Source organism: Pseudomonas sp. TE3728 (genome assembly GCF_056279145.1).
Window position 1 is genome coordinate 5647428 of record NZ_JBWBQT010000001.1, and the last position, 20979, is coordinate 5668406.

Consider the following 20979-nt stretch of genomic DNA (forward strand, 5'->3'; position numbering starts at 1 on the left):
CTAGACCTCCGTTGTTACAACGTGGAGTCGGCAGCCATCTGCACGTAGCTCGGGTCGAAGCGCAGCTTGAGGTTGGTCTTGTCGCCGCTGGTCACGCCATTGGCGAAGGCCATGCCGATGGCACTGGTGTCCTTGGCGCCTTCACCCAGCAAGCCGTGCTGAAAGGAGAACTCGGCGACCTTGCGCATGGTGTCGGGCAGTTGCTTGCTGGTGGCGAATTCCAACGCTTCTTTTGGTGTGGCGAACAGTTTGGTGGTGTCGAGTTGCGCCTGGAAACCGGCCAGGTCGGTGCCCGAGGCTTTGGCCATGTGTTCGAGAGCGGCTTTGCTGGCGGCGTTTTTGGCGTTCATCAATTCCACCACTTCAAACCAGGCGCCGGTCAGCGCTTTGCCCAAGGCCGGGTTGTCTTTGAGGGTGGCGCTGTTGACCACCATCATGTCCATGATTTCGCCGGGAACCTGGCTGGAGTTGAAGACTTCAGTCACGCCGGGCTTGGCCTTGATGTCCGAGAGCATCGGGTTCCAGGTGGTGACGGCGTTGACCTGGGCGGTGTTGAAGGCGGCCGAGATGTCGGCATCGGAGGTGTTGACCACTTTCAGGTCTTTCTCGGTGAGGTCCACCGAATCGAGTGCCCGGGCCAATAGGTAGTGGGACACCGAGAGTTCCACCAGATTGACGTCCATACCCTTGAGGTCGGCGACTTTCTTGCCTTCGCCTTTGAGCACGATACCGTCGTTGCCATTGGAGAAGTCGCTGACGATCAGCGCCGTGCTGTCGACGCCACCGGCAGCCGGAATGGTCAGCGCATCCATGTTGGTCATGGTGCAGCCGTCAAACTGGCCGGCGGTGTATTGGTTGATGGATTCGACGTAATCGTTGAGCTGCACCACATCGATTTTGATGCCGTACTTTTTCGCCCATTTGTCGACGATGCCTTGGCTGCCTGCATATTCCCAGGGCATCCAGCCGGCATAAATAGTCCAGCAGACGCTGAAATGGTCTTTCTGTGCGGCTTGGGACGAGACGCTCACGAGGGCTGCAAAGGCCGCGGCGAACAGGGCGGGTAAACGAAGTCGGGACATGGGATGGTTCTCCAGTTGATCAAGGGCGGACAGGAAGGCAGCGGCACCGCGAACGGTGGCTTGTCTCCCGGGCTTTTGTCCCGCCGTGTAACCTCAACTGGAGGTCGCCAACTCTCGGACCAGCCACTCGCCTAAGCGAGCCGGAACCCTAGTCAGCCATTGCAAATTGTGGTGCCGCGAACCTGTGATGACTCCTGCACGCCTTTGGTTAAGCGAGAGCCGTGCCAAGTCGGCTTGAGCCCTCTGGGTTGGGGCATGCAGGGAAGAGGGCGGATAAAGGGGGCGTGCGCCTTGCCTTGTCATGGTGCGTTGGCGCGCAACCGTGCACCGTAGATGGACGGGCTGGCCGCTGATCTGAAGGCCGATACCGTTTGGCACTCGGTGCAGGTTTGAAAGTCAAAACAGGTGTCAGTCGACTGCTGTAGCAGGTCTTTCAGGAGGCCTCCATGTTTTGTCAAAAAAAGCTCCGCCAAATGTTGCTCAGCATGTTTTTTGGTTTGGGCCTGTCCGGCTGTTACTACTATGCAGGTGGCGCCGATATTTATCCGACACCCTATTACTATCCTGGCTATTACTACTCACCTTACTACTACGGCGGCCCGCGTTTTTACGGCGGCTATCGTTACTATTATTTCAGTGGTCCCCGTCATTACCATCGCGGCGGACACTATCGCGGGCACCGTTGATCAGCATCATGAATGCAGCGGCGCGTCTGGGTTCCCGGATGCGCCGTTTTTCTTATGGGAAAGATGAAAAACCTTTCATCGGCTACTTGTTTCAACGTGTTACAGGAACGCACCAGATTCCGAATTCACTGTCTGATCTTTCGACAGTTGTGAACAATTGACTGTCGCCTGCCAGCGTCGCTGGTGAGGCTCACTCGCGGTCCAGGAGGCCGCCATGCTCTGTCAAAAAAAGCTCCACCAAATTCTGCTGATTGCTCTATTGGGATTGTTTCTTGGTGCGTGCGTACCCTATTCCGACGGAGGAGACAGCTACTACCATTCCGAGGTTTACACGTCCCCAGCGCCGTATTACTCCGGTGGCGGGTCTTATTACTCCGACGGCCGTTACTACTCGGCCCCGCGCAGGTATTACTCACCGCCTGCACGGTATTACCAGCCATCGCCGCGTTACTATCACCAGCCGCGGGTTTATCAACCGGCCCCGCGCTATTACCAGCCGGCGCCACGAGCAGACTACCGGGTCTATCAGAATCGTGGATGGGACCGTCATGACCGTAGGGGCTGGGATGGCCGTCACCGCAGCGGTCGGGGTGATGACTATCGAGGCCACAGCAGGTCGGATCATCGTGGCGAAAGGGGCCATAGGAGCGATCACCGTGGTGGCGATCACGATGGCCGAAGCAATCGCTGGTAAACACTCAATAAAAAAGCGGCGCATGAAGCGCCGCTTTTTTTTGTGCTCGAAATTCAGTACTCCGACAAGTCAGCCAGAGGATGCCGGCCTTCCCAGACCTTATGGAAATGCGCCTCCACCGCCGCCTCCGGCACAGTATTGATATCCGGCCAGTGCCAGCGAGGTTTCTGGTCCTTGTCGATCAACCGCGCTCGTACGCCTTCGCTGAACTCCGGATGACGGCAGCAGTTGAGGCTCATGGTGTATTCCATCTGAAAGACTTGAGCCAACGATAGATGCCGGGCGCGAACGATCTGTTCCCACACCAGATGAGCGGTCAGGGGTGAGCCTTCAGTCATGGTTTTGGCGGCACGACCGAGCAGCGGGTCGGAATGATCGCGCAGCGCACTGATGGCTTTCCAGGCACAACGAACGTCGCTGACATCCAGCAGTTCGTCGATCAGCTCGCGTCGAGGCAACCACTGCGCCTCGGGCAGCTGCGTGATCGCTTCCTGCTGCAAGGCCTTGAGCAGGCTGTTGAGCTGCATGGCTGTCTGTTCCTGCCAGTTCAATTGCAGCAAACCTTCGATCAACTCATGCTGTTGATCATCGCGCAGGAAGCGGTCAGCGAGGTCCAGATCGATCGCATCGCGACCGTTTATCTGGGCGCCGGTCAGGCCGAGAAACAATCCGAGCTTGCCGGGCAACCGTGACAGAAACCAACTGGCGCCGACGTCCGGGTACAAGCCGATGCCGATCTCCGGCATCGCCAGCCGGCTGCTTGGCGTGACGATCCGAATGCTCGCCCCTTGCAGCAGCCCCATGCCACCGCCCAGCACGTAACCATGACCCCAGCAGATCAGCGGTTTCGGGTAGGTGTGCAGGTTGAAGTCGAGGCGATATTCTGCCGCAAAGAAGTGTGCAGCCAAGGGCGGCACTTCGCCGGGAAGGGCGCGACATGCCTCCACCAGGCTGCGTACTTCCCCGCCGGCGCAAAAAGCTTTGGTGCCATTGCCGCGCAGCAGCACGCAAACGATCTGTGGCTCCTTGGCCCAGGCGTCCAGTTGATCGCGCAGGGCGTTGATCATCGGCAAGGAGAGGGCGTTGAGGGACTTTTCGGCATCCAGGCTGGCGATGCCGATGCGTGCGCCGTCGGTGCCGGTGAGTTCTTCGAAGTGCAGATTCATCGTGACCTCGATCGGTAAATTGAGCGTTTAGTATGATCGCTCTATAGGAAAGTGCCGGATCTGCATCAGATCAATTGACAAGCGTGATGGGCTTTCCTAGGGTTCGCCCCATTGTTTTTGCCGGATGTAACCATGACTGCTGACGACCGTATCAAACTCGAACCGAGCTGGAAGGAGGCACTGCGTGCCGAATTCGACCAGCCTTACATGGCAGAGTTGCGCACCTTCCTGCAACAGGAGCGCGCGGCGGGCAAAGAGATCTATCCTCCCGGACCAATGATCTTCAACGCGCTCAATTCCACGCCGCTGGACAAGGTCAAAGTGGTCATTCTCGGCCAAGACCCTTACCACGGCCCGGGCCAGGCCCATGGGTTGTGCTTCTCGGTGCAACCGGGCGTACCGGCGCCGCCATCGCTGGTGAACATCTATAAAGAATTGAAGCGCGACCTGAACATCGACATTCCCAATCATGGCTACCTGCAGAGTTGGGCAGAGCAGGGCGTGTTGATGCTCAACACCACCATGACCGTGGAGCGCGCGAATGCCAACGCCCATGCGGGCAAGGGCTGGCAATATTTTACCGACCGGATTATTGAAGTGGTCAGCGAGCATCAGCCACATCTGGTATTCCTGCTGTGGGGCGCGCATGCCCAGAGCAAGCAGAAGCTCATCGACGCCACCAAACACCTGGTGCTGACCTCGGTCCATCCGTCGCCGCTGTCCGCCTATCGCGGCTTCCTTGGCTGCGGGCACTTCAGCCGGGCGAACAAGTTTCTGGAACAGAATGGCGAGACGCCGATCGAGTGGCGATTGCCGTCGGTCTGAAGATTGTGGCGAGGGGGCTCATGTCAGGGAGAATCCGGTTCCCGGTTCCAATACCGAAACAACGGCTCCGCCAGAAACAATACAAACAACAGCCGCATCACCTGCATCGCCGTCACCAACGGTACCGACAATTGCAGTGTCTCCGCCGTCAGGCTCATTTCGGCAATTCCACCAGGCATCATGCCCAAGGTCAGCGAACGCAGATCCAGCTGAGTCAGCGCACTCAAACCCAATGCCGCCAGAGTTGCGATCAACATGGTCAACACCGTGCCAAGCAGGGTTCGGCCCATGAACGACGGTGCCCGCCGGAAGAACTGCCGATTGAAGTGACACCCCAACCCGCTGCCAATCAGCCACTGGCCAATCTGACTGCCGCCATTGGGCAGACCGATGTGCAGGTCCCAGGCAATGCTCACCGTCGCAGTCACCAGCAACGGTCCGAACAGCCAGGGATTGGGTTGTCGCAGCCGCTCCCAGATCCAGGCGGCAAGGGCGCCCGCCGGAAACAGAATGGCCAGCCACCACCCGTTGACGGTCGTTGGATGCAAGACCGGCGCACCGTCGCCCAACAGATACTTGAAGGCCGCCGGCACACACAGCACCACCACCAACACCCGCAAACTCTGCCCCGCCGCAACCCGACTGAGCACCGCGCCATTGCGGGCGCCGAGGTTGACCATTTCGCCGGAGCCACCGGGCATGCTGGAAAAGAATGCGGTGGCGCGATCTTCCCCGGTACGCCGCATCAACCAGACCCCGACCACCGCGGACAGGCTGGTGACCAACGCACCGAAGAAGATCAGACCAAAGTGGCTCAACACCTGCTCCATCACCACCGGGGTGAAGTGCAGGCCGATGCCGATGCCGACGATCCACTGGCCGCACTTGCGCCCGCCCGGGATTTCCGCCAATTGCCAGGGAGTCAGGCAGCGCACCAGGATGATCGCCAGCAACGAGCCGACCATCCACGGAAGCGGCCAGCCGATCTGGCTGGCGAGGTAACCGCCCAGCAGACCGACTAGCGGTGTTCCCCACCAGCTTTTGAACGGGGTGCGATCAGACATCGGCGATAGCGCGCCGGGCGACCGAACGTTTGCGCCAGATACGCAGCAGCGGCATCAGCAACATGATTGCAGTCAACACCCAGCAACCGAATGTGATCGGGCTCGACCAGAGGATTTCCAGCGCACCGTTGGAAATCGACAGGGCGCGACGCAGGTTTTGCTCCATCAGACCTCCAAGGATGAAACCCAGCAGTACCGGCGACAACGGGAAGTCCAGCTTGCGCAGGATGTAGCCGAAGATGCCGATGCCGATCATCAGGAACAGGTCGAACGTGGTGGCATGCACCGCGTAGACACCGATCCCGGTGATGATCGCGATCACCGGCACCAGCGCCCAGTTTGGCACGGCGAGAATGCGGGTAAAGATGCGGATCATCGGAATGTTGAGGATCACCAGCATCACGTTGGCGACGAACAACGACGCGATCAGCCCCCAGACGATGTCCGGTTGCTGCTGGAACAACAGCGGGCCAGGGGTGATGTTGTACAGCGACAGCGCGCCGATCATCACCGCCGTGGTGCCCGAACCCGGAACGCCGAGGGTCAGCATCGGCACCAGTGCACCGCAGGCGGCGCCGCCGATGGCGGTTTCCGGGGCCGCGAGGCCACGCATATCGCCTTGTCCGAACGTGCCCTTGGCGCCGGCAATACGTTTCTCGGTCATGTAGGCCACAGCGCTGGCCAATGTCGCACCGGCACCCGGCAACACACCCATGATGAAGCCTAGCAAACCGCAACGGATGTTCACCACGAACACCGCCGAGGCTTCCTTGAAGTTGAACATCATGCGCCCGGTGGCTTTCACCGCTTCCTGGCCGCGGTGGGTTTTTTCCAGCAGCAGGAGGATTTCGCTGATGGAGAACAGGCCCAATACCAGCACGACAAACTGAATGCCGTCCGTCAGGTGAATGTTATCCCCGGTGAAACGGTATACGCCGCTGTTGGCGTCGATCCCGACGCTGGACAGAAACAGACCGATCAGCGCTGCAATGAAGGTCTTGAGCGGTCGGTCGCCGGCCATGCCGCCGAGACAGACAATCGCAAACACCATCAGCACGAAATACTCCGCCGGTCCGAAGGCAATCGCCCATTTCGCCAGCAGCGGGGCGAACAGCACCATGCCGCACGTCGCAATGAATGCACCGATGAACGAGCTCCACGCCGACAGCGACAGCGCTACACCGGCCAGGCCTTTGCGGGCCATCGGATAACCGTCGAGGGTGGTCATCACGGTGGAGGCTTCGCCCGGAATGTTCAGCAGGATCGAGCTGATCCGGCCGCCATACTCGCAACCCAGGTACACCGCCGCCAACAGGATCAACGCCGACTCCGGTGGCAGGCCGAGGGCGAATGCGATCGGAATCAGCAACGCCACGCCATTGATTGGGCCCAGCCCCGGCAACAGACCGACGACGGTACCGATCAGGGTGCCGCACAGCGCGGTCACGAGATTGTATGGGGTCAGCGCGACGCCGAAGCCCTGACCCAAATAGCCTAGAGTATCCATATCAGTTCTCCAGAACGTCGAGCACGCCCAGCGGCAGTGGCACGTCCATCAACTTGTCGAACAGCAGATAAAGACCGATGGCCATCAGGCTGATGATCACCGCACTGGGCAGCCAGCGGCCGCCATACAGGCGTGCCATCGGGATCCCGATCAGAATGCTGGCGGCGATGAAACCAAGAGGTTCGAAGGTCCCGGCGAACACCAGCAACAGCAGCACGCAAATGCCGATTTTGATCAGGGTTTCGCGGTCCAGTTTCGGGTCATCGTCGCTGTGCACGATCGGCGCCGGTCGAAACACCATGTACAGCAAAGCCAGGCCCATCAGGCCGAGCATCAACAGAGGGAAGGCCCGAGGCCCGACCGGTTCGTAGGAAAAAGCCGCTTGATACGGCCACGCCATCAGGGCCAGGCCGATACAGGCCAGCAACAGCACCGAAGCGAAAATGCGTTGTATGAGCATGAGGAACTCCTGGGTCACGACCCCGAGATCCGGGGTCGTGACCGCTAGACAGAGGCGATCACTGGATCAGGCCGAACTCTTTGGCCAGCACTTTGTAGTCCGCGACCTGCTTCTTCACGTAGGTGTCCAGCTCCGGGCCGGTCATGGCGAACGGGAACAGTTCACGCTGATCGCGCAGCTTGGCGAAGTCCTCGGAGGCCAGCAGTTTGTCGAAGGCGTCTTTCCACCAGGCGTAGTCTTCGTCGCTGACTTTTGGCCCGAGGTAGAAGCCGCGAACCACCGGCCAGACGATGTCGTAGCCCTGCTCTTTAGCGGTCGGAATGTCTTTCATTTCCGGCTCGTCCAGACGCTTCTCGGAGAACACCGCGAGCAGACGCATGTCGCCGCTCTGAATGTGTGGCATGGAGTCGGAGATGTCGGTGCTGCCGACCTGGATGTGGCCACCGAGCAGGGCGGTGGCGATTTCACCACCGCCTTCGAGGGCGACGTAACGCAGGTCGCGCGGGTTGATTCCGGCGGCCTTGGCGATCAGTGCGGTTTGCATCCAGTCCTGGCTGCCGACGGTGCCGCCGGAACCGATTACCACTTTGCCCGGATCTTTCTTCAGCGCCTGAACCAGATCGTCCAGGGTCTTGTAAGGCGAATCGCTTTTCACCGCGATGGCGCCATAGCTTGTGCCAACAGCGGCCAGCCAACGAACGTTGGTTTCATCGAAACGACCGAACTTGCCTTGTGCCAGGTTCAGCAGCGAACCGCTGGACCACGCCACCAGCGTGCCGGCATCGGCGGGACGCTGAGCGACCACCGCGTTGTACGCCACCGCGCCGACACCGCCGGGCATGTAGGTCACGCGCATCGGTTTGGTCAGCAGTTTTTCATTCACCAGCGCGCTTTGCGCCAGTTTACAGGTCAGGTCGAAACCGCCGCCTGGCGATGCCGGGGCGATGCATTCCGGGCGTTTGGGTTCCGCCATCAATTGGCCGGCGAACAACATGGCGCCAGCGGCCAGAGCAACTTTACGCAGTGACAAATTCATTGGATTCTCCACAGATTTTTTGTTGTATGGATGTGTAGGAGCTGCCGAAGGCTGCGATCTTTTTTGGCTTCGGCGTTTCAATCAATTACCAAAGGGCAACGCTATAGCTCACCAGCAGACGCACTTCGTCGGCATCGCGAGCGGAGTAGTTGGAGCGGTAAGTGGCATTGCGCAGACGGACGGCAACATCTTTCAAAGCGCCGCTTTGTACGACGTATTTGATCTCGGTGTTGCGCTCCCACTCTTTGCCTTCGTCACCGTTCTTGAGCTTGATGTTGTCGCCGCTCAGGTAACGGCTCATGAAGCTCAGGCCGGGAATGCCGAGTTTGGCGAAGTCATAGTCGTAACGTGCCTGCCAGGAACGTTCTTCGGCGCCGGCAAAATCATTGATCTGCACGAAGTTGACCAGGTACGGATCGCTGCCATCGACGTAGGGGAAGGCACTGTCACCGGACATGTGCTGATAACCGGCGCTGAATTTATGCCCGCTCAAGGCATAGCTCACCAGACCGTTCAGGGATTGGTTGTCGATCTTGCCGCCCCGGGCCGCGCCCTCGTCGTCACTGATGGCCAATCGCAGATCAGTGCCGAACGTGCCGGGGCCGAACGGTTGCGAGGCGACCACGCCGAGGAAGTGCTGATTGTAGACTTCATCGAGTTGGGCGAAGTGGTAGCTGCCGGTGATCTTGTCCGTGAACTTGTAATCCACGCCGCCAAAATCAAAGTGCTTGCCGGCCACGGTGCCGGCGAAACGGCTGTTCTTGTTGTTGAGGGCGATGTCCTCGAAATCGGTGCTGTCGCGGTCCTTGGCTTTCTCCAGACGCCCGCCGCTGAAGGTCAGGTTCTTGATCTCTTTGGAGGTCAACAGGCCGCCTTCAAAGGTCTGCGGCAGAATGCGCCCGTCGTTGGCTTTGAGAATCGGCAATTCTGGAATCAGGCTGCCGATTTTCAGTTCCGTGGCGGAGATTTTCATTTTGCCGGTCAGGCCGAGCTTGGAATATTCATCCGCCGCGCGCCCGTCGTCATGGGTCGGCAACAGACCGGTTCCAGTGCGATCCGGACTTGAATCGAGTTTTACCCCCAGCATGCCCAGCGCATCGACACCGAACCCCACGGTGCCGTCGGTGTAACCCGATTGCAGATTGAGCATGAACCCCTGAGCCCATTCGTCCCGCTTGGATTGCTGGGCGCTGGTGCCGTCGCGAAAGTCGCGGTTGAAATACATGTTGCGGGTTTCGAAGGTTGCCGTACTGTCTTCGAAGAAGGCAGCCTGGCTCAACGGCGAAAAGCCGGCGAGGGCGGCGGCACTGGCAAGGGCGGTGTGGCTGAGGCGGGAAAAACGAACAGGCGGGCGAGCCTGAAGCTGCATGGACAGCATGGTGACGTACTCCGTTTATTGTTCTTATTGGCGAAAACGCTTCGAGGCGTTTCTCGTACTGCTATGGGCACTAGCAACGGCAGTCGAAACTGTCCGTGGCTGGACTCTAACCGGCCAACCTTTCGCTAACCTTTCAGCTGACTTTCACGGTTTTCGGGCTTCACAGCGACGGATGCGGCTGTAAACTCCGCGCCAAAGAATGGCGTCGACCATCCCTGAATGAGGTAAAGATCCATGCGTGTTCTGCTCGTTGAAGACCATCTGCAGCTTGCCGAAAGTGTCGCTCAGGCGCTCAAGAGCACCGGGTTGACCGTGGATGTGTTGCACGACGGTGTGGCGGCCGACCTGGCCTTGAGCAGCGAGGAATACGCGGTGGCGATCCTCGATGTCGGCCTGCCGCGCATGGATGGCTTTGAAGTGCTGGCGCGCTTGCGGGCCCGGGGCAAGAACCTGCCGGTGCTGATGCTGACCGCCCGCAGCGACGTCAAGGATCGGGTTCACGGCCTGAACCTTGGGGCTGACGATTACCTGGCCAAACCCTTCGAGCTGACAGAGCTCGAAGCCCGGGTCAAAGCCTTGCTGCGCCGCAGTGTGCTCGGCGGTGAACGTCAGCAGCGTTGTGGCGTGCTGGCCTATGATCTGGACACCCGGCGCTTCACCCTCGGCGAAGAATTGCTGACCTTGACCTCCCGCGAGCAGGCGGTGCTCGAGGCCCTGATCGCCCGTCCCGGTCGGGTGATGAGCAAGGAGCAACTGGCCGCCCAGGTCTTCGGTCTGGACGAGGAGGCCAGTCCCGATGCCATCGAAATCTACGTTCACCGCTTGCGCAAGAAACTCGACGGTCAGCCGGTAGCTATCGTGACCTTCCGCGGCCTTGGCTACCTGCTGGAAAGCCGCGATGCATAAGCTCAGCAGCCTGCGCTGGCGGCTGCTGTGGAACCTCGCGCTGCTGTTGGTGGTGTTGATGCTCGCCAGTGGTTTGAGCGCGTACTGGAATGGTCGCGAAGCCGCCGACACCGCTTATGACCGGACCTTGCTGGCCTCGGCGCGGACCATCGCCGCCGGCCTGTCCCAGCGCGATGGCAGCCTCAGCGCCAACGTGCCTTACGTGGCCCTCGATACGTTCGCCTACGACAGCGCCGGGCGAATTTTTTACCTGGTCAACGACATCAACCAGAAGCTGATCTCGGGCTACGAAAACCTGCCACCGCCGCCACCGGGAACGCCGCGTACCGATGATTATCCGGCGCTGGCGCGTTTCTATAACGCCACTTATCAAGGGCAGAACGTGCGAGTCGTCAGCCTGCTCAAAGCGGTCAGCGAGCCGAACATGAACGGCATGGCGGAAATTCGCGTGGCGGAAACCGATGAAGCGCGGGTCCGCATGGCTCGCAGCCTGATGGCCGATACGTTGTTGCGTCTGGGTATGTTGGCGATCGGTGCATTGCTGATGGTGTGGTTTGCGGTCAGTGCGGCGCTACGCCCGCTGGAGCGCTTGCGCACGGCGGTGGAAGAGCGTCAGCCCGATGACTTGCGGCCCTTGCCGTTGGTGGAAGTGCAGCACGAGCTGGGGCCGCTGGTGCGTGCGCTCAATCACTTTACCGAACGTTTGCGCGGACAGTTCGAGCGTCAGGCGCAGTTCATCGCCGATGCCGCTCATGAATTGCGTACCCCGTTGGCGGCGCTCAAGGCACGGCTCGAACTGGGCTTGCGGTCGAACGAACCCGAAACCTGGCGCAGCACCCTGGAAACCGCCGCCCAGGGCACGGATCGCCTGACCCATCTGGCCAATCAATTACTCTCGCTGGCTCGGGTCGAGAATGGCGCCCGGGCAATCGCCGAGGGCGGTGCGCAGTTGCTCGACCTCAGTCAGTTGGCCCGTGAGCTGGGCATGGCCATGGCGCCGTTGGCCCATGCACGTGGCGTGGCGCTGGCGCTGGAAGCCGACGAGCCGGTGTGGCTGCGCGGCGAGCCGACGCTGTTGAATGAATTGTTGAGCAACCTGGTGGACAACGCACTGGCCCACACGCCACCGGGCGGCAATGTGATCTTGCGGGTCATGGCACCGGCGGTGCTGGAGGTTGAGGACGATGGCCCGGGAATTCCCCTTGAAGAGCGGGATCGGGTGTTCGAGCGTTTTTATCGGCGTAACGAGCAGGTGGCCGGATCGGGACTTGGATTGGCCATCGTCGGCGAGATCTGCCGCGCCCACCTGGCGCAGATCAGCCTGCACGATGGCGAGCAGGCGGGGTTGAAGGTGCGGGTGAGTTTTATCGCGGGAGAGTGAACACAGGACCTGTGGCGAGGGAGCTTGCTCCCGCTGGGCTGCGAAGCAGTCCCAAAACCATACGCCACAGTATTTCAGTTAAACCGTGTTGTCTGGATTACGACTGCTGCGCAGCCGAGCGGGAGCAAGCTCCCTCGCCACAGTTACTCGTTCACAATCAATAAAACATCGACCGCGACTCTTCCAGATCCCTGCACATCGCCTCGTTCTCCGGATCGATCCCCAGCTTCTTGAAGGCTGGCACGCTGAAGGGGTCGATACGGGCCAGTGGATGATCGGTGTCCTTGTGGCAATACAGGCTGGCCACTTGCACCAGATCGACATAGTCGACCCGCTCCGATTGCCGCTTGAAATCCAGATACAGCCCCGGCAATTGCACCAGCATTTCCGGAAACTCCCAGACCCTGAGCAATTTATCGCCGAGCAGCGGATGAATCCGGTCGATCACATGGTTGAGGCTGACCGGGTCAGACAGCAATTCATAGTGATCTTCGGCGTAGGTCAGGATCGGCAGTACACCAATCTGATGCACGAGCCCGCCGAGCGCGGCCTGATCAGGCTTCAGCTGGGTGTAATTGCGGCACAGCGCATAGCTGACGCCGGCGATCTCCAGGCTCTTGCGCCAGACTTCGCGCATTTTCTGTTCCACCACTTCGGAACGGGCATTGAAGATCTGTTCCATCACCAGGCCGATGGCCAGGTTGCTGCTGTAATTGACGCCCAGCCGGGTGATGGCCGTGTGCAGATCAGTCACTTCCTGGGTCGCGCGCAGCAACGGGCTATTGACCACTTTGATCAGGCGCGCCGACAGCGCGGTATCGCGGCCAATCACTTTGCTCAATGTGCTGACACTGATTTCCGGGTCTTCGGCGGCCTTGCGAATCTGCAGGGCCACTTCCGGTAACGTTGGCAGAACCAGGTCATCGTTATCGATGGCCTCAACCAAATCCTGTTGGACCTTATCCGCCAGCTCGCTCATTTCTTTTCTCTAGGGTATTGCGACAAGTGCTGCTATTAACGCTGGATTTCGCGATCGCGATCCAGGTGGTAAGGCAGGTCGAGCAGATGCAGGCCCGGACCTTCGAGTGCGCCAAGGTGCAGGTTGCCATCTTCTGCCGCTTCGGCTTGCAGCACGGCAAGGAGTTCAATGTTTTGCCCGGCGCGGGCGGCCAGTACCACTTCACCGATCGAACTGCCGTGGGTCGGGGAGAACAGTTGGGTACCGGGCTGCGGCAATTCGCTGGCTTCCAGCTGCAGGCGATACAGACGGCGCTTGAGTTTGCCCAGGTATTGCATGCGCGCGACGATTTCCTGGCCGGTGTAGCAGCCTTTCTTGAAGCTCACACCACCGACGGCTTGCAGATTGAGCATCTGCGGGATGAACAGCTCACGGGTGCTCGGCATGACCTGGCCGATCCCGGCGCGGATCTGGCCCAGCAGCCATTGGTTCAATTCACCTTCGGCCAACAGAGCGGACAGCTTGCCCTTGATGGCGTCGGCCTGATCGGCGCGAACCCAGAGTTCAGCGCGATCCGGCGAGACGCGAAGGGCGATCAGGCCGTCATTGCGCACAACGCTGTCGGTTTCTGCCGGTAGTTCCAGGCCCAGGCTGGCCAATGCTGCATCGCCATGCTCAAGGCCAAAGCGAACCCAAAGGGCGCTTTCATCAGTCAGTTTCGATTTGGAGAACACCGCGTACTTTTTCAGGTCCGCCAGTTGCGGCTCCAGCAGTTCGCTGGCCATCGCCATGAGCACACCGTCGCCTTCGAGCAGAATGCGGAAACTCGACTGCATCCGGCCTTTCTGCGTGCAGCGCGCGCCAAGGCTGGCCTGGGTGTCACTCAGGTAATTAAGGTTGCAAGTCAATTGGCCTTGCAGGAATTTGCCGGCATCCGCGCCGCGTACCGCGAGAACGCCTTCGTGAGACAGGGTGCAGAAAAAAGCAGAATCGGCCATGGGTCATCGCAGGGTAAAGAGTCCGAGGGACATCATAAGGGGGCGCCCATGAAATGGGTAGTTCACAAAGGATCGATGGGGGCGACCAACGCCGACTGTTCGAGCGGGCCCGGGGCTGTATACTTGCCGCCTATTTGAGGAGCGCTCCATGGTCGAAGATGTTGAACTGAATCGCCTCTACTGGCACAGCCGCCGTGGCATGCTTGAGCTTGACGTGTTGCTGGTGCCGTTTGTGAAGGAAGTTTACCCGCACCTCAACGAGGTCGATCGCGCCTGCTACGTCAGGCTGCTCGAATGCGAAGATCAGGACATGTTCGGCTGGTTCATGGAACGTGCCGAATCGGAAGATCCGGAGCTTCAGCGCATGGTTCGCATGATCCTGGATCGTGTCCAGCCCAAGTAACGCGTTCGAATGCCGCTGGCATGCCTCACGGCAGTTGCTGGCGGCGTATCTTCTGGCCCAGCTTTTCGCGCTGGGTTCGTTGTTTCTTCTTTCCATGCCGGTCTGGGCCAGTTTGCTCGGCGTTTTTTGCTGCCTGGCTCATGGCGTTTGGGCATTGCCGCGACAGATTTTGCTGACACACCCTCAGGCGTTTCGCGGCTTGCGTCGCAATGCCGATGGTTGGCAGTTGTGGAATCAGGCGGTAGGTTGGCAGCCCGTGCAGCTGCGGCCGGACAGTCTGGCGTTGCCATTGATTGTGGTGCTGCGTTTTCGTCTGCGCGATGAGCGACGGATCAGGGCGATCTGTGTGCCGCGCGATTCGCAGGCGGCGGATGTGCACCGACGCCTGCGGGTTCGGCTCAAGTTCAGTCGGCGTAGGTGGGCGGCACCAGAATAGTGTCCAGGGCGACCGGCAACATGTTCGGATAGTCGAGGGTGTAATGCAGGCCGCGACTTTCCTTGCGCTCCATGGCTGACCGGATCATCAGGTCTGCTACTTGAGCAAGGTTGCGCAGCTCGATCAAATCCCGGCTGACCTTATAGTTGCTGTAGAACTCGTCGATTTCGTCCAGCAACAGTTGCACCCGGTGCTGGGCCCGTTGCAGGCGCTTGTTGGTGCGCACGATACCGACGTAGTCCCACATGAATCGCCGCAGTTCATCCCAGTTGTGCGCAATGATCACGTCTTCGTCCGAATCGGTGACCTGGCTCGCATCCCAAACGGGCAGGGCGGTTGGAATCGATACTTCTGGCAACTGCTCAAGAATATCCGCCGCCGCCGAACGAGCGTAAACGAAACACTCCAGCAGCGAGTTGCTGGCCATGCGGTTGGCGCCATGCAGGCCGGTGAAGCTGGTTTCGCCAATCGCATACAGGCCCGGCACATCGGTGCGGCCCCGCTGATCGACCATCACGCCGCCGCAGGTGTAGTGCGCCGCCGGTACCACCGGGATCGGTTGCTTGGTGATGTCGATGGAAAATTCCAGGCAGCGTTCATAAACCGTCGGGAAATGCGTCTTGATGAAATCTTCGGGTTTGTGGCTGATATCCAGATAGACGCAGTCGATACCCAAGCGCTTCATCTCATGGTCGATTGCGCGGGCGACGATGTCCCTTGGTGCCAGCTCGGCCCGTGGGTCGAAACGCTGCATGAAGCGTTCGCCATTGGGCAGCTTCAGATGGCCGCCTTCGCCGCGCAGGGCTTCGGTGATCAGGAAACTCTTGGCTTGTGGATGATAAAGGCAGGTGGGGTGGAACTGGTTGAATTCCAGGTTCGCCACCCGACAGCCCGAACGCCAGGCCATGGCGATGCCATCACCGCAAGCACCGTCGGGGTTGCTGGTATAGAGGTAGACTTTTGCCGCGCCGCCCGAGGCAAGGATCACGAAGCGTGCGCCGTAGGTGTCGACTTCACCGGTGCCGCGGTTAAGCACATAGGCGCCGAGGCAACGGTCGCCTTCAAGGCCCAGGCGCTTTTCGGTAATCAGGTCGACCGCGACCCGCTGCTCCAGCAGTTCGATGTTGGGGCGCTGCTTGGCCTGATCGAGCAGGGTTCTGAAGATCGCTGCGCCCGTTGCGTCAGCTGCGTGGATGATGCGCCGATGGCTGTGACCGCCTTCGCGGGTCAGGTGAAACTCGAAACCACCATCTTCGGTGCCGGACTGTTCATCGCGGGTAAAGGGCACGCCTTGGTCGATCAGCCATTGAATCGCCTCTCTGCTGTGCTCGACCGTAAAGCGCACGGCATCTTCATGGCACAGGCCACCACCGGCGTTGAGGGTGTCATCGACATGGGACTCGACAGTGTCGGTGTCATCCAGAACGGCAGCGACACCACCCTGGGCCCAGAAGGTTGAGCCATTGGCGAGGTCGCCTTTGCTCAATACGGCGATGCGCAAATGACCGGGCAAGGTCAGCGCAAGGCTCAAGCCGGCAGCACCGCTGCCAATTACCAGAACATCGTGTTGAAACTGTTGGCTCATTTCAGGATTCCGCTCAAAGCGACCCGGGACGGGGTTGGCGCAAGACAGCTGGATCGGCGAGTCAAGACAGCCACACAGCCCACTAGTATATAGAGGGGGGGAGCGGCACAATAGCCGGGCCAGCATGGCATTGTGAAACTACTGTGACGGAAAAGGCTGGACACTTCGTCGGAAGTTTTTTTGATGGCTTCGGCGACAAGAGGACTGTATCGCGGATTTAACAGTCTTTTTCTCTTCACGGTTGCACAATGTCGGTTTAGGGCAGCTATAAATATGGAACTTTTGCCAAAGGCCCAAGATCAATAGACGGTTGCCTGAAACAAGGGACAGCGTCGGCTTCGGTGCAGGACTTGCGATTGGGTCCTTGCTGATGAATCCGATGACAAGATTATTCGCGCAGCCGGGTTATCCCGCGCTGCGCTTTTCGTGCGTGCCAAATCAGAGCCCGCAGGAAACTTGCTTGGAGGGGGAGAACTTTTGCGAAAAGCCCGAGTCTATGTTTGCAAGTCTGGTCGTTCAGTAATGCAAGCCTCCTTCGAGCTTATCGAGGAGTGTTCATGCTAACCCAGGAAGAGGATCAGCAGCTGGTCGAGCGCGTTCAACGCGGCGACAAGCGAGCTTTCGATCTGCTAGTGCTGAAATACCAGCACAAAATTCTCGGGTTGATCGTGCGGTTCGTGCACGACACCCATGAAGCCCAGGATGTCGCACAGGAAGCCTTTATCAAGGCATACCGTGCACTTGGTAATTTTCGCGGAGACAGCGCGTTTTATACGTGGCTTTACCGCATCGCCATCAACACGGCGAAAAACTATCTGGTTTCACGCGGCCGCCGGCCGCCGGATAGCGATGTCAGTTCCGAGGATGCAGAGTTCTACGACGGCGATCATGGCCTCAAGGATCTCGAGTCGCCAGAACGTGCATTGCTGCGGGATGAGATCGAAGGCACCGTCCATCGAACCATTCAGCAACTGCCAGAAGATTTGCGTACGGCTTTAACTTTACGTGAATTCGATGGTCTGAGTTACGAGGACATTGCCAGCGTCATGCAGTGTCCGGTGGGTACCGTGCGCTCCCGGATTTTCCGCGCCCGGGAGGCCATCGATAAAGCCCTGCAGCCGTTGTTGCAGGAAAACTGAGACAGCGGCGACAGCCAAGAGAGGAACGCCATGAGTCGTGAAGCCCTGCAGGAATCGCTGTCCGCAGTGATGGATAACGAAGCGGACGAATTGGAATTGCGTCGGGTGTTGAATGCCTTCGACGATGTTGAAACCCGCGATACCTGGGCTCGTTACCAGATCGCTCGGGCAGTTATGCACAAGGATTTGTTGCTTCCTCGTCTGGACATCGCTGCGGCAGTCTCTGCTGCGCTGGCTGACGAAGCCGTACCGGCAAAAGCCTCTCGCGGTCCATGGCGCAGCCTGGGTCGTCTGGCAGTCGCTGCTTCGGTGACGGTTGCCGTGCTGGCGGGTGTTCGTCTGTACAACCAGGACGAGATCGCCGGTGTCGAGTTGGCCCAGCAATCCAGTCAACCGGGTCTGACCGCTCCTCAGGTCAAGGGCCCCGCTGTATTGGCAGGCTACAATGAGAGTTCGGAAACCACTGGCCCTATGGCCAACGGCGTATTGCAAGGTCAGCCAGGCTGGCACGATCAGCGTCTGCCAGGTTACTTGCGCCAACATGCTCAACAGGCTGCATTGAAAGGTACTGAGAGCGCTCTGCCTTACGCTCGTGCAGCAAGTCTGGAAAACCGTTAAGGAGGATCATGCGCGCCATACCTCTACTTACGCTTCTGCTCAGCGGCTGGTTTGTTGTTCCAGCCCACGCCGATGAAGCCCAGGACTGGCTGAAGCGTCTGGGGCAGGCGGAGCAAACGCAGAGCTTCCACGGTACTTTCGTCTACGAGCGTAACGGTAGTTTCTCTACCCATAACATCTGGCATCGCGTCCAGGATGGCAAGGTCCGCGAGCGTTTACTCCAGCTCGACGGCTCCGCACAGGAAGTCGTGCGCATTGATGGGCATACTCAATGCGTGAGCGGCACCCTGATAGCAGGGCTGGGGGACACACCCAACTCCACCGCTCGTGCACTCGATCCACAAAAGCTAAAGAATTGGTATGACCTTGCCGTCATTGGCAAGTCGCGTGTGGCCGGGCGTGCGGCGGTGATCGTGTCGTTAAAGCCTCGCGATCAGCATCGTTACGGTTTTGAGTTGCATCTGGACAAGGAAACCGGTTTGCCGTTGAAGTCATTGCTGCTCAATGATAAAGGGCAACTGCTGGAGCGGTTCCAGTTCACCCGACTGGACACTGCCGAGGTGCCTTCCGACAGCGATTTGCAGGCAGGTTCTGATTGCAAAACCATTACCCTCGACAGTGACAAGGCTTCCGCCGTCAAAACTGCGCAGGTCTGGCATTCGGACTGGTTACCGCCAGGTTTCGAGCTGACCAGCAGTACCTCTCACAAGGACCCGGAGACCAAAGCCCAGGTCAACAGTCTGATGTTCGACGACGGTCTGGCCCGATTCTCGGTATTCCTTGAGCCGTTGAATGGCGCAACAGTCACTGATACGCGCACCCAGCTGGGGCCAACCGTTGCTGTCTCCCGGCGATTGACTACACCGCAAGGCGAGATGATGGTGACCGTTGTCGGTGAAATACCGATTGGCACCGCCGAACGGATTGCGCTGTCCATGCGCAACGATGCCGCGGCTACCAGCAAGCAGTGAGTTGAGTCAGCCGTGCTCGCCTATCTGGGGCTGGTTGGAGCGGGGATCGGTAATGGCCGTCGCGCCATTAATGTCTCGAAATGTTTTGCCGAGCATTTTCATTTGCAAATATCCCAAATTTTTTTTATAGGTCAGAACCCCTCGGCTCTGGCCTTGTTTGTTGTTCCCGGAACAAAAATACCGGCGTATCGTTTCCGGTGTTCCTTGCTCCATATCGCTTAACCATGCTCGTCGTAACGGGAGCCGTATGTCGATACCACGCTTGAAGTCTTATCTCTCCATTTTTGCCACCGTGCTGGTGCTCGGTCAGGCGGTCGCTGTGCAAGCGGTCGAGTTGCCTGACTTCACGCAGTTGGTCGAGCAAGCCTCGCCCGCGGTGGTTAACATCAGTACTACCCAGAAGCTGCCGGACCGTAAGGTGTCCAGCGAGCAAATGCCTGACCTTGAAGGCTTGCCGCCGATGCTGCGCGAGTTCTTTGAACGGGGCATGCCGCAGCAGCCGCGTTCCCCCCGTGGCGATCGTCAGCGTGAAGCGCAATCCCTGGGCTCGGGCTTTATCATTTCGTCCGACGGTTACATCCTGACCAACAACCATGTGATTGCCGATGCCGACGAGATCCTCGTGCGCCTCGCCGATCGCAGTGAGTTGAAAGCCAAGCTGATCGGTACCGATCCGCGCTCCGATGTCGCTTTACTGAAAATCGAAGGCAAGGACCTGCCGGTTCTGAAGCTTGGCAAGTCGCAGGACCTGAAAGCCGGTCAGTGGGTCGTGGCCATCGGTTCGCCGTTTGGCTTTGATCACACGGTAACCCAAGGTATCGTCAGCGCCATCGGCCGTAGCCTGCCGAACGAAAACTATGTGCCGTTCATCCAGACCGACGTGCCGATCAACCCGGGTAACTCCGGTGGTCCGCTGTTCAACCTGGCCGGTGAAGTGGTCGGCATCAACTCGCAGATCTACACCCGTTCCGGCGGCTTCATGGGCGTGTCGTTCGCGATCCCTATCGATGTGGCAATGGACGTTTCCAATCAGCTGAAAAGCGGCGGTAAAGTCAGTCGTGGCTGGTTGGGTGTAGTGATCCAGGAAGTGAACAAGGATCTGGCCGAGTCGTTCGGTCTCGAGAAGCCGGCCGGTGCGCTGGTGGCTCAGATCCAGGATGACGGTCCGGCTGCCAAGGGTGGTCTGCAAGTGGGCGACGTGATCCTCAGCATGAATGGTCAACCGATCGTCATGTCTGCCGATCTTCCGCATCTGGTGGGCGCGCTGAAGGCTGGCTCGAAAGCTGATCTTGAAGTGATCCGCGAAGGCAAGCGCAAGAACGTCGAGCTGACCGTCGGCGCTATCCCTGAGGAAGGCAAAGAGCTGGAAGCCCTGCCTAAATCCAGCGTCGAGCGCAGTAGCAATCGCCTGGGTGTTTCCGTGGCCGAGTTGACTGAAGAGCAGAAGAAAACCCTCGACCTCAAGGGTGGTGTGGTGATCAAGGAAGTTCAGGACGGTCCTGCTGCCCTGATCGGTTTGCAGCCGGGCGACGTGATCACTCACCTGAACAACCAGGCGATTGGCTCCTCCAAGGAGTTCACGGACATTGCCAAGGCGCTGCCGAAGAACCGCTCGGTGTCGATGCGGGTTCTGCGTCAAGGACGCGCCAGCTTCATCACCTTCAAACTGGCTGAATAAACCGGTTG

22 protein-coding genes and 1 riboswitch are annotated in these 20979 nt (G+C 59.3%); of the genes, 11 read left to right on the forward strand and 11 right to left on the reverse strand.

The genetic code is table 11. The features are described 5' to 3' along the window. Window positions 1–14: 14 nt before the first annotated feature. Entirely contained in the window at window positions 15–1082 is a 1068-nt protein-coding gene (locus tag ACZ89R_RS24845; protein WP_429547776.1) for a putative urea ABC transporter substrate-binding protein, read from the reverse strand. A gap of 62 nt (window positions 1083–1144) precedes the next feature. After that, a riboswitch (guanidine-I (ykkC/yxkD leader) is annotated at window positions 1145–1245 on the reverse strand. 283 nt (window positions 1246–1528) lie between these two features. On the opposite strand from ACZ89R_RS24845, the gene ACZ89R_RS24850 reads away from it, so the two are divergent. After that, the gene (locus ACZ89R_RS24850) at window positions 1529–1768 is read left to right on the forward strand and encodes a hypothetical protein (RefSeq protein WP_429547775.1); all 240 of its coding nucleotides are present in this window, start codon (window positions 1529–1531) and stop codon (window positions 1766–1768) included. Between the two features lie 214 nt (window positions 1769–1982). After that, complete coding sequence (locus ACZ89R_RS24855; RefSeq protein WP_429547774.1) at window positions 1983–2462, forward strand: hypothetical protein; 480 nt, start codon at window positions 1983–1985, stop codon at window positions 2460–2462. Window positions 2463–2515: 53 nt separating this feature from the next. On the opposite strand, the gene ACZ89R_RS24860 is transcribed toward ACZ89R_RS24855, so the two are convergent. Next, window positions 2516–3628, reverse strand: a complete 1113-nt coding sequence (locus tag ACZ89R_RS24860) for an enoyl-CoA hydratase/isomerase family protein (RefSeq protein ID WP_429547773.1) — start codon at window positions 3626–3628, stop codon at window positions 2516–2518. 132 nt (window positions 3629–3760) lie between these two features. Here ACZ89R_RS24860 and ung point away from each other — a divergent pair, with 132 nt between their 5' ends. Then, a complete protein-coding gene (gene ung / locus ACZ89R_RS24865) occupies window positions 3761–4453 on the forward strand; it encodes a uracil-DNA glycosylase (RefSeq protein ID WP_008074486.1) in 693 nt (230 codons plus the stop codon). Window positions 4454–4476: 23 nt separating this feature from the next. On the opposite strand, the gene ACZ89R_RS24870 is transcribed toward ung, so the two are convergent. From ACZ89R_RS24870 to ACZ89R_RS24890, 5 genes are all read right to left on the reverse strand, one after another. Continuing rightward, the gene (locus ACZ89R_RS24870; RefSeq protein ID WP_429547772.1) at window positions 4477–5517 is read right to left on the reverse strand and encodes an AbrB family transcriptional regulator; all 1041 of its coding nucleotides are present in this window, start codon (window positions 5515–5517) and stop codon (window positions 4477–4479) included. Next, on the reverse strand, window positions 5510–7024 hold the full coding sequence (locus ACZ89R_RS24875) for a tripartite tricarboxylate transporter permease (protein WP_192344354.1): 1515 nt from the start codon (window positions 7022–7024) through the stop codon (window positions 5510–5512). The genes ACZ89R_RS24870 and ACZ89R_RS24875 overlap by 8 nt, the downstream gene beginning before the upstream one ends. 1 nt (window position 7025) lies before the next feature. After that, window positions 7026–7484, reverse strand: a complete 459-nt coding sequence (locus ACZ89R_RS24880; protein WP_429547771.1) for a tripartite tricarboxylate transporter TctB family protein — start codon at window positions 7482–7484, stop codon at window positions 7026–7028. Window positions 7485–7542: 58 nt separating this feature from the next. After that, window positions 7543–8520 carry a Bug family tripartite tricarboxylate transporter substrate binding protein gene (locus ACZ89R_RS24885; protein WP_429547770.1) on the reverse strand — a complete coding sequence of 326 codons (978 nt, stop codon included), beginning with the start codon at window positions 8518–8520 and terminating at the stop codon, window positions 7543–7545. Between the two features lie 85 nt (window positions 8521–8605). Further along, complete coding sequence (locus ACZ89R_RS24890; RefSeq protein WP_429547769.1) at window positions 8606–9898, reverse strand: OprD family porin; 1293 nt, start codon at window positions 9896–9898, stop codon at window positions 8606–8608. 234 nt (window positions 9899–10132) lie between these two features. On the opposite strand from ACZ89R_RS24890, the gene ACZ89R_RS24895 reads away from it, so the two are divergent. Both ACZ89R_RS24895 and ACZ89R_RS24900 read left to right on the forward strand, forming a co-directional pair. Then, on the forward strand, window positions 10133–10804 hold the full coding sequence (locus ACZ89R_RS24895) for a response regulator (protein ID WP_007898613.1): 672 nt from the start codon (window positions 10133–10135) through the stop codon (window positions 10802–10804). Further along, the gene (locus ACZ89R_RS24900; RefSeq protein WP_429547768.1) at window positions 10797–12185 is read left to right on the forward strand and encodes a sensor histidine kinase; all 1389 of its coding nucleotides are present in this window, start codon (window positions 10797–10799) and stop codon (window positions 12183–12185) included. The genes ACZ89R_RS24895 and ACZ89R_RS24900 overlap by 8 nt, the downstream gene beginning before the upstream one ends. 157 nt (window positions 12186–12342) lie before the next feature. Here ACZ89R_RS24900 and ACZ89R_RS24905 read toward each other — a convergent pair whose 3' ends face one another. Then, window positions 12343–13164 (reverse strand): HDOD domain-containing protein, encoded by an 822-nt coding sequence (locus ACZ89R_RS24905; RefSeq protein WP_192344357.1) that lies wholly within the window; start codon window positions 13162–13164, stop codon window positions 12343–12345. 35 nt (window positions 13165–13199) lie between these two features. Next, window positions 13200–14141, reverse strand: a complete 942-nt coding sequence (gene ygfZ, locus ACZ89R_RS24910) for a CAF17-like 4Fe-4S cluster assembly/insertion protein YgfZ (protein ID WP_429547767.1) — start codon at window positions 14139–14141, stop codon at window positions 13200–13202. Window positions 14142–14289: 148 nt separating this feature from the next. Here ygfZ and ACZ89R_RS24915 point away from each other — a divergent pair, with 148 nt between their 5' ends. Together ACZ89R_RS24915 and ACZ89R_RS24920 are read left to right on the forward strand one after the other, a co-directional pair. Further along, window positions 14290–14544 (forward strand): FAD assembly factor SdhE, encoded by a 255-nt coding sequence (locus ACZ89R_RS24915; RefSeq protein ID WP_007898624.1) that lies wholly within the window; start codon window positions 14290–14292, stop codon window positions 14542–14544. After that, window positions 14528–14980, forward strand: coding sequence for a protein YgfX (locus ACZ89R_RS24920; protein WP_429547766.1), 453 nt, complete (start codon window positions 14528–14530; stop codon window positions 14978–14980). Before ACZ89R_RS24915 ends, ACZ89R_RS24920 begins: the two co-directional genes overlap by 17 nt. On the opposite strand, the gene nadB is transcribed toward ACZ89R_RS24920, so the two are convergent. Then, window positions 14949–16565, reverse strand: a complete 1617-nt coding sequence (nadB, locus tag ACZ89R_RS24925; protein WP_008074472.1) for an L-aspartate oxidase — start codon at window positions 16563–16565, stop codon at window positions 14949–14951. The genes ACZ89R_RS24920 and nadB overlap by 32 nt on opposite strands. A gap of 557 nt (window positions 16566–17122) precedes the next feature. Here nadB and rpoE point away from each other — a divergent pair. From rpoE to ACZ89R_RS24940, 3 genes are read left to right on the forward strand one after another with little or no spacing between them, the layout of a single operon-like run. Next, a complete protein-coding gene (gene rpoE, locus ACZ89R_RS24930; protein ID WP_003172477.1) occupies window positions 17123–17704 on the forward strand; it encodes an RNA polymerase sigma factor RpoE/AlgU in 582 nt (193 codons plus the stop codon). 30 nt (window positions 17705–17734) lie between these two features. Further along, a complete protein-coding gene (locus tag ACZ89R_RS24935; RefSeq protein ID WP_192344360.1) occupies window positions 17735–18322 on the forward strand; it encodes a sigma-E factor negative regulatory protein in 588 nt (195 codons plus the stop codon). Window positions 18323–18330: 8 nt separating this feature from the next. After that, window positions 18331–19293 carry a MucB/RseB C-terminal domain-containing protein gene (locus ACZ89R_RS24940; RefSeq protein WP_429547765.1) on the forward strand — a complete coding sequence of 321 codons (963 nt, stop codon included), beginning with the start codon at window positions 18331–18333 and terminating at the stop codon, window positions 19291–19293. Window positions 19294–19299: 6 nt separating this feature from the next. Here the strand turns inward: ACZ89R_RS24940 and ACZ89R_RS24945 are convergent, their stop codons facing one another. Further along, a complete protein-coding gene (locus ACZ89R_RS24945) occupies window positions 19300–19506 on the reverse strand; it encodes a hypothetical protein (RefSeq protein ID WP_429547764.1) in 207 nt (68 codons plus the stop codon). Between the two features lie 34 nt (window positions 19507–19540). Here ACZ89R_RS24945 and ACZ89R_RS24950 point away from each other — a divergent pair, with 34 nt between their 5' ends. Continuing rightward, the gene (locus tag ACZ89R_RS24950; protein WP_429547763.1) at window positions 19541–20971 is read left to right on the forward strand and encodes a DegQ family serine endoprotease; all 1431 of its coding nucleotides are present in this window, start codon (window positions 19541–19543) and stop codon (window positions 20969–20971) included. Window positions 20972–20979 lie beyond the last annotated feature (8 nt).

What these genes read in the sequence shown, in the direction of transcription:
- ACZ89R_RS24845 (WP_429547776.1), bottom strand. Translation starts at nt 1,082, where the DNA reads ATGTCCCGACTTCGTTTACCCGCCCTGTTCGCCGCGGCCTTTGCAGCC.
- ACZ89R_RS24850 (WP_429547775.1), top strand. Translation starts at nt 1,529, where the DNA reads ATGTTTTGTCAAAAAAAGCTCCGCCAAATGTTGCTCAGCATGTTTTTT.
- ACZ89R_RS24855 (WP_429547774.1), top strand. Translation starts at nt 1,983, where the DNA reads ATGCTCTGTCAAAAAAAGCTCCACCAAATTCTGCTGATTGCTCTATTG.
- ACZ89R_RS24860 (WP_429547773.1), bottom strand. Translation starts at nt 3,628, where the DNA reads ATGAATCTGCACTTCGAAGAACTCACCGGCACCGACGGCGCACGCATC.
- ung (WP_008074486.1), top strand. Translation starts at nt 3,761, where the DNA reads ATGACTGCTGACGACCGTATCAAACTCGAACCGAGCTGGAAGGAGGCA.
- ACZ89R_RS24870 (WP_429547772.1), bottom strand. Translation starts at nt 5,517, where the DNA reads ATGTCTGATCGCACCCCGTTCAAAAGCTGGTGGGGAACACCGCTAGTC.
- ACZ89R_RS24875 (WP_192344354.1), bottom strand. Translation starts at nt 7,024, where the DNA reads ATGGATACTCTAGGCTATTTGGGTCAGGGCTTCGGCGTCGCGCTGACC.
- ACZ89R_RS24880 (WP_429547771.1), bottom strand. Translation starts at nt 7,484, where the DNA reads ATGCTCATACAACGCATTTTCGCTTCGGTGCTGTTGCTGGCCTGTATC.
- ACZ89R_RS24885 (WP_429547770.1), bottom strand. Translation starts at nt 8,520, where the DNA reads ATGAATTTGTCACTGCGTAAAGTTGCTCTGGCCGCTGGCGCCATGTTG.
- ACZ89R_RS24890 (WP_429547769.1), bottom strand. Translation starts at nt 9,898, where the DNA reads ATGCTGTCCATGCAGCTTCAGGCTCGCCCGCCTGTTCGTTTTTCCCGC.
- ACZ89R_RS24895 (WP_007898613.1), top strand. Translation starts at nt 10,133, where the DNA reads ATGCGTGTTCTGCTCGTTGAAGACCATCTGCAGCTTGCCGAAAGTGTC.
- ACZ89R_RS24900 (WP_429547768.1), top strand. Translation starts at nt 10,797, where the DNA reads ATGCATAAGCTCAGCAGCCTGCGCTGGCGGCTGCTGTGGAACCTCGCG.
- ACZ89R_RS24905 (WP_192344357.1), bottom strand. Translation starts at nt 13,164, where the DNA reads ATGAGCGAGCTGGCGGATAAGGTCCAACAGGATTTGGTTGAGGCCATC.
- ygfZ (WP_429547767.1), bottom strand. Translation starts at nt 14,141, where the DNA reads ATGGCCGATTCTGCTTTTTTCTGCACCCTGTCTCACGAAGGCGTTCTC.
- ACZ89R_RS24915 (WP_007898624.1), top strand. Translation starts at nt 14,290, where the DNA reads ATGGTCGAAGATGTTGAACTGAATCGCCTCTACTGGCACAGCCGCCGT.
- nadB (WP_008074472.1), bottom strand. Translation starts at nt 16,565, where the DNA reads ATGAGCCAACAGTTTCAACACGATGTTCTGGTAATTGGCAGCGGTGCT.
- rpoE (WP_003172477.1), top strand. Translation starts at nt 17,123, where the DNA reads ATGCTAACCCAGGAAGAGGATCAGCAGCTGGTCGAGCGCGTTCAACGC.
- ACZ89R_RS24935 (WP_192344360.1), top strand. Translation starts at nt 17,735, where the DNA reads ATGAGTCGTGAAGCCCTGCAGGAATCGCTGTCCGCAGTGATGGATAAC.
- ACZ89R_RS24940 (WP_429547765.1), top strand. Translation starts at nt 18,331, where the DNA reads ATGCGCGCCATACCTCTACTTACGCTTCTGCTCAGCGGCTGGTTTGTT.
- ACZ89R_RS24945 (WP_429547764.1), bottom strand. Translation starts at nt 19,506, where the DNA reads ATGGAGCAAGGAACACCGGAAACGATACGCCGGTATTTTTGTTCCGGG.
- ACZ89R_RS24950 (WP_429547763.1), top strand. Translation starts at nt 19,541, where the DNA reads ATGTCGATACCACGCTTGAAGTCTTATCTCTCCATTTTTGCCACCGTG.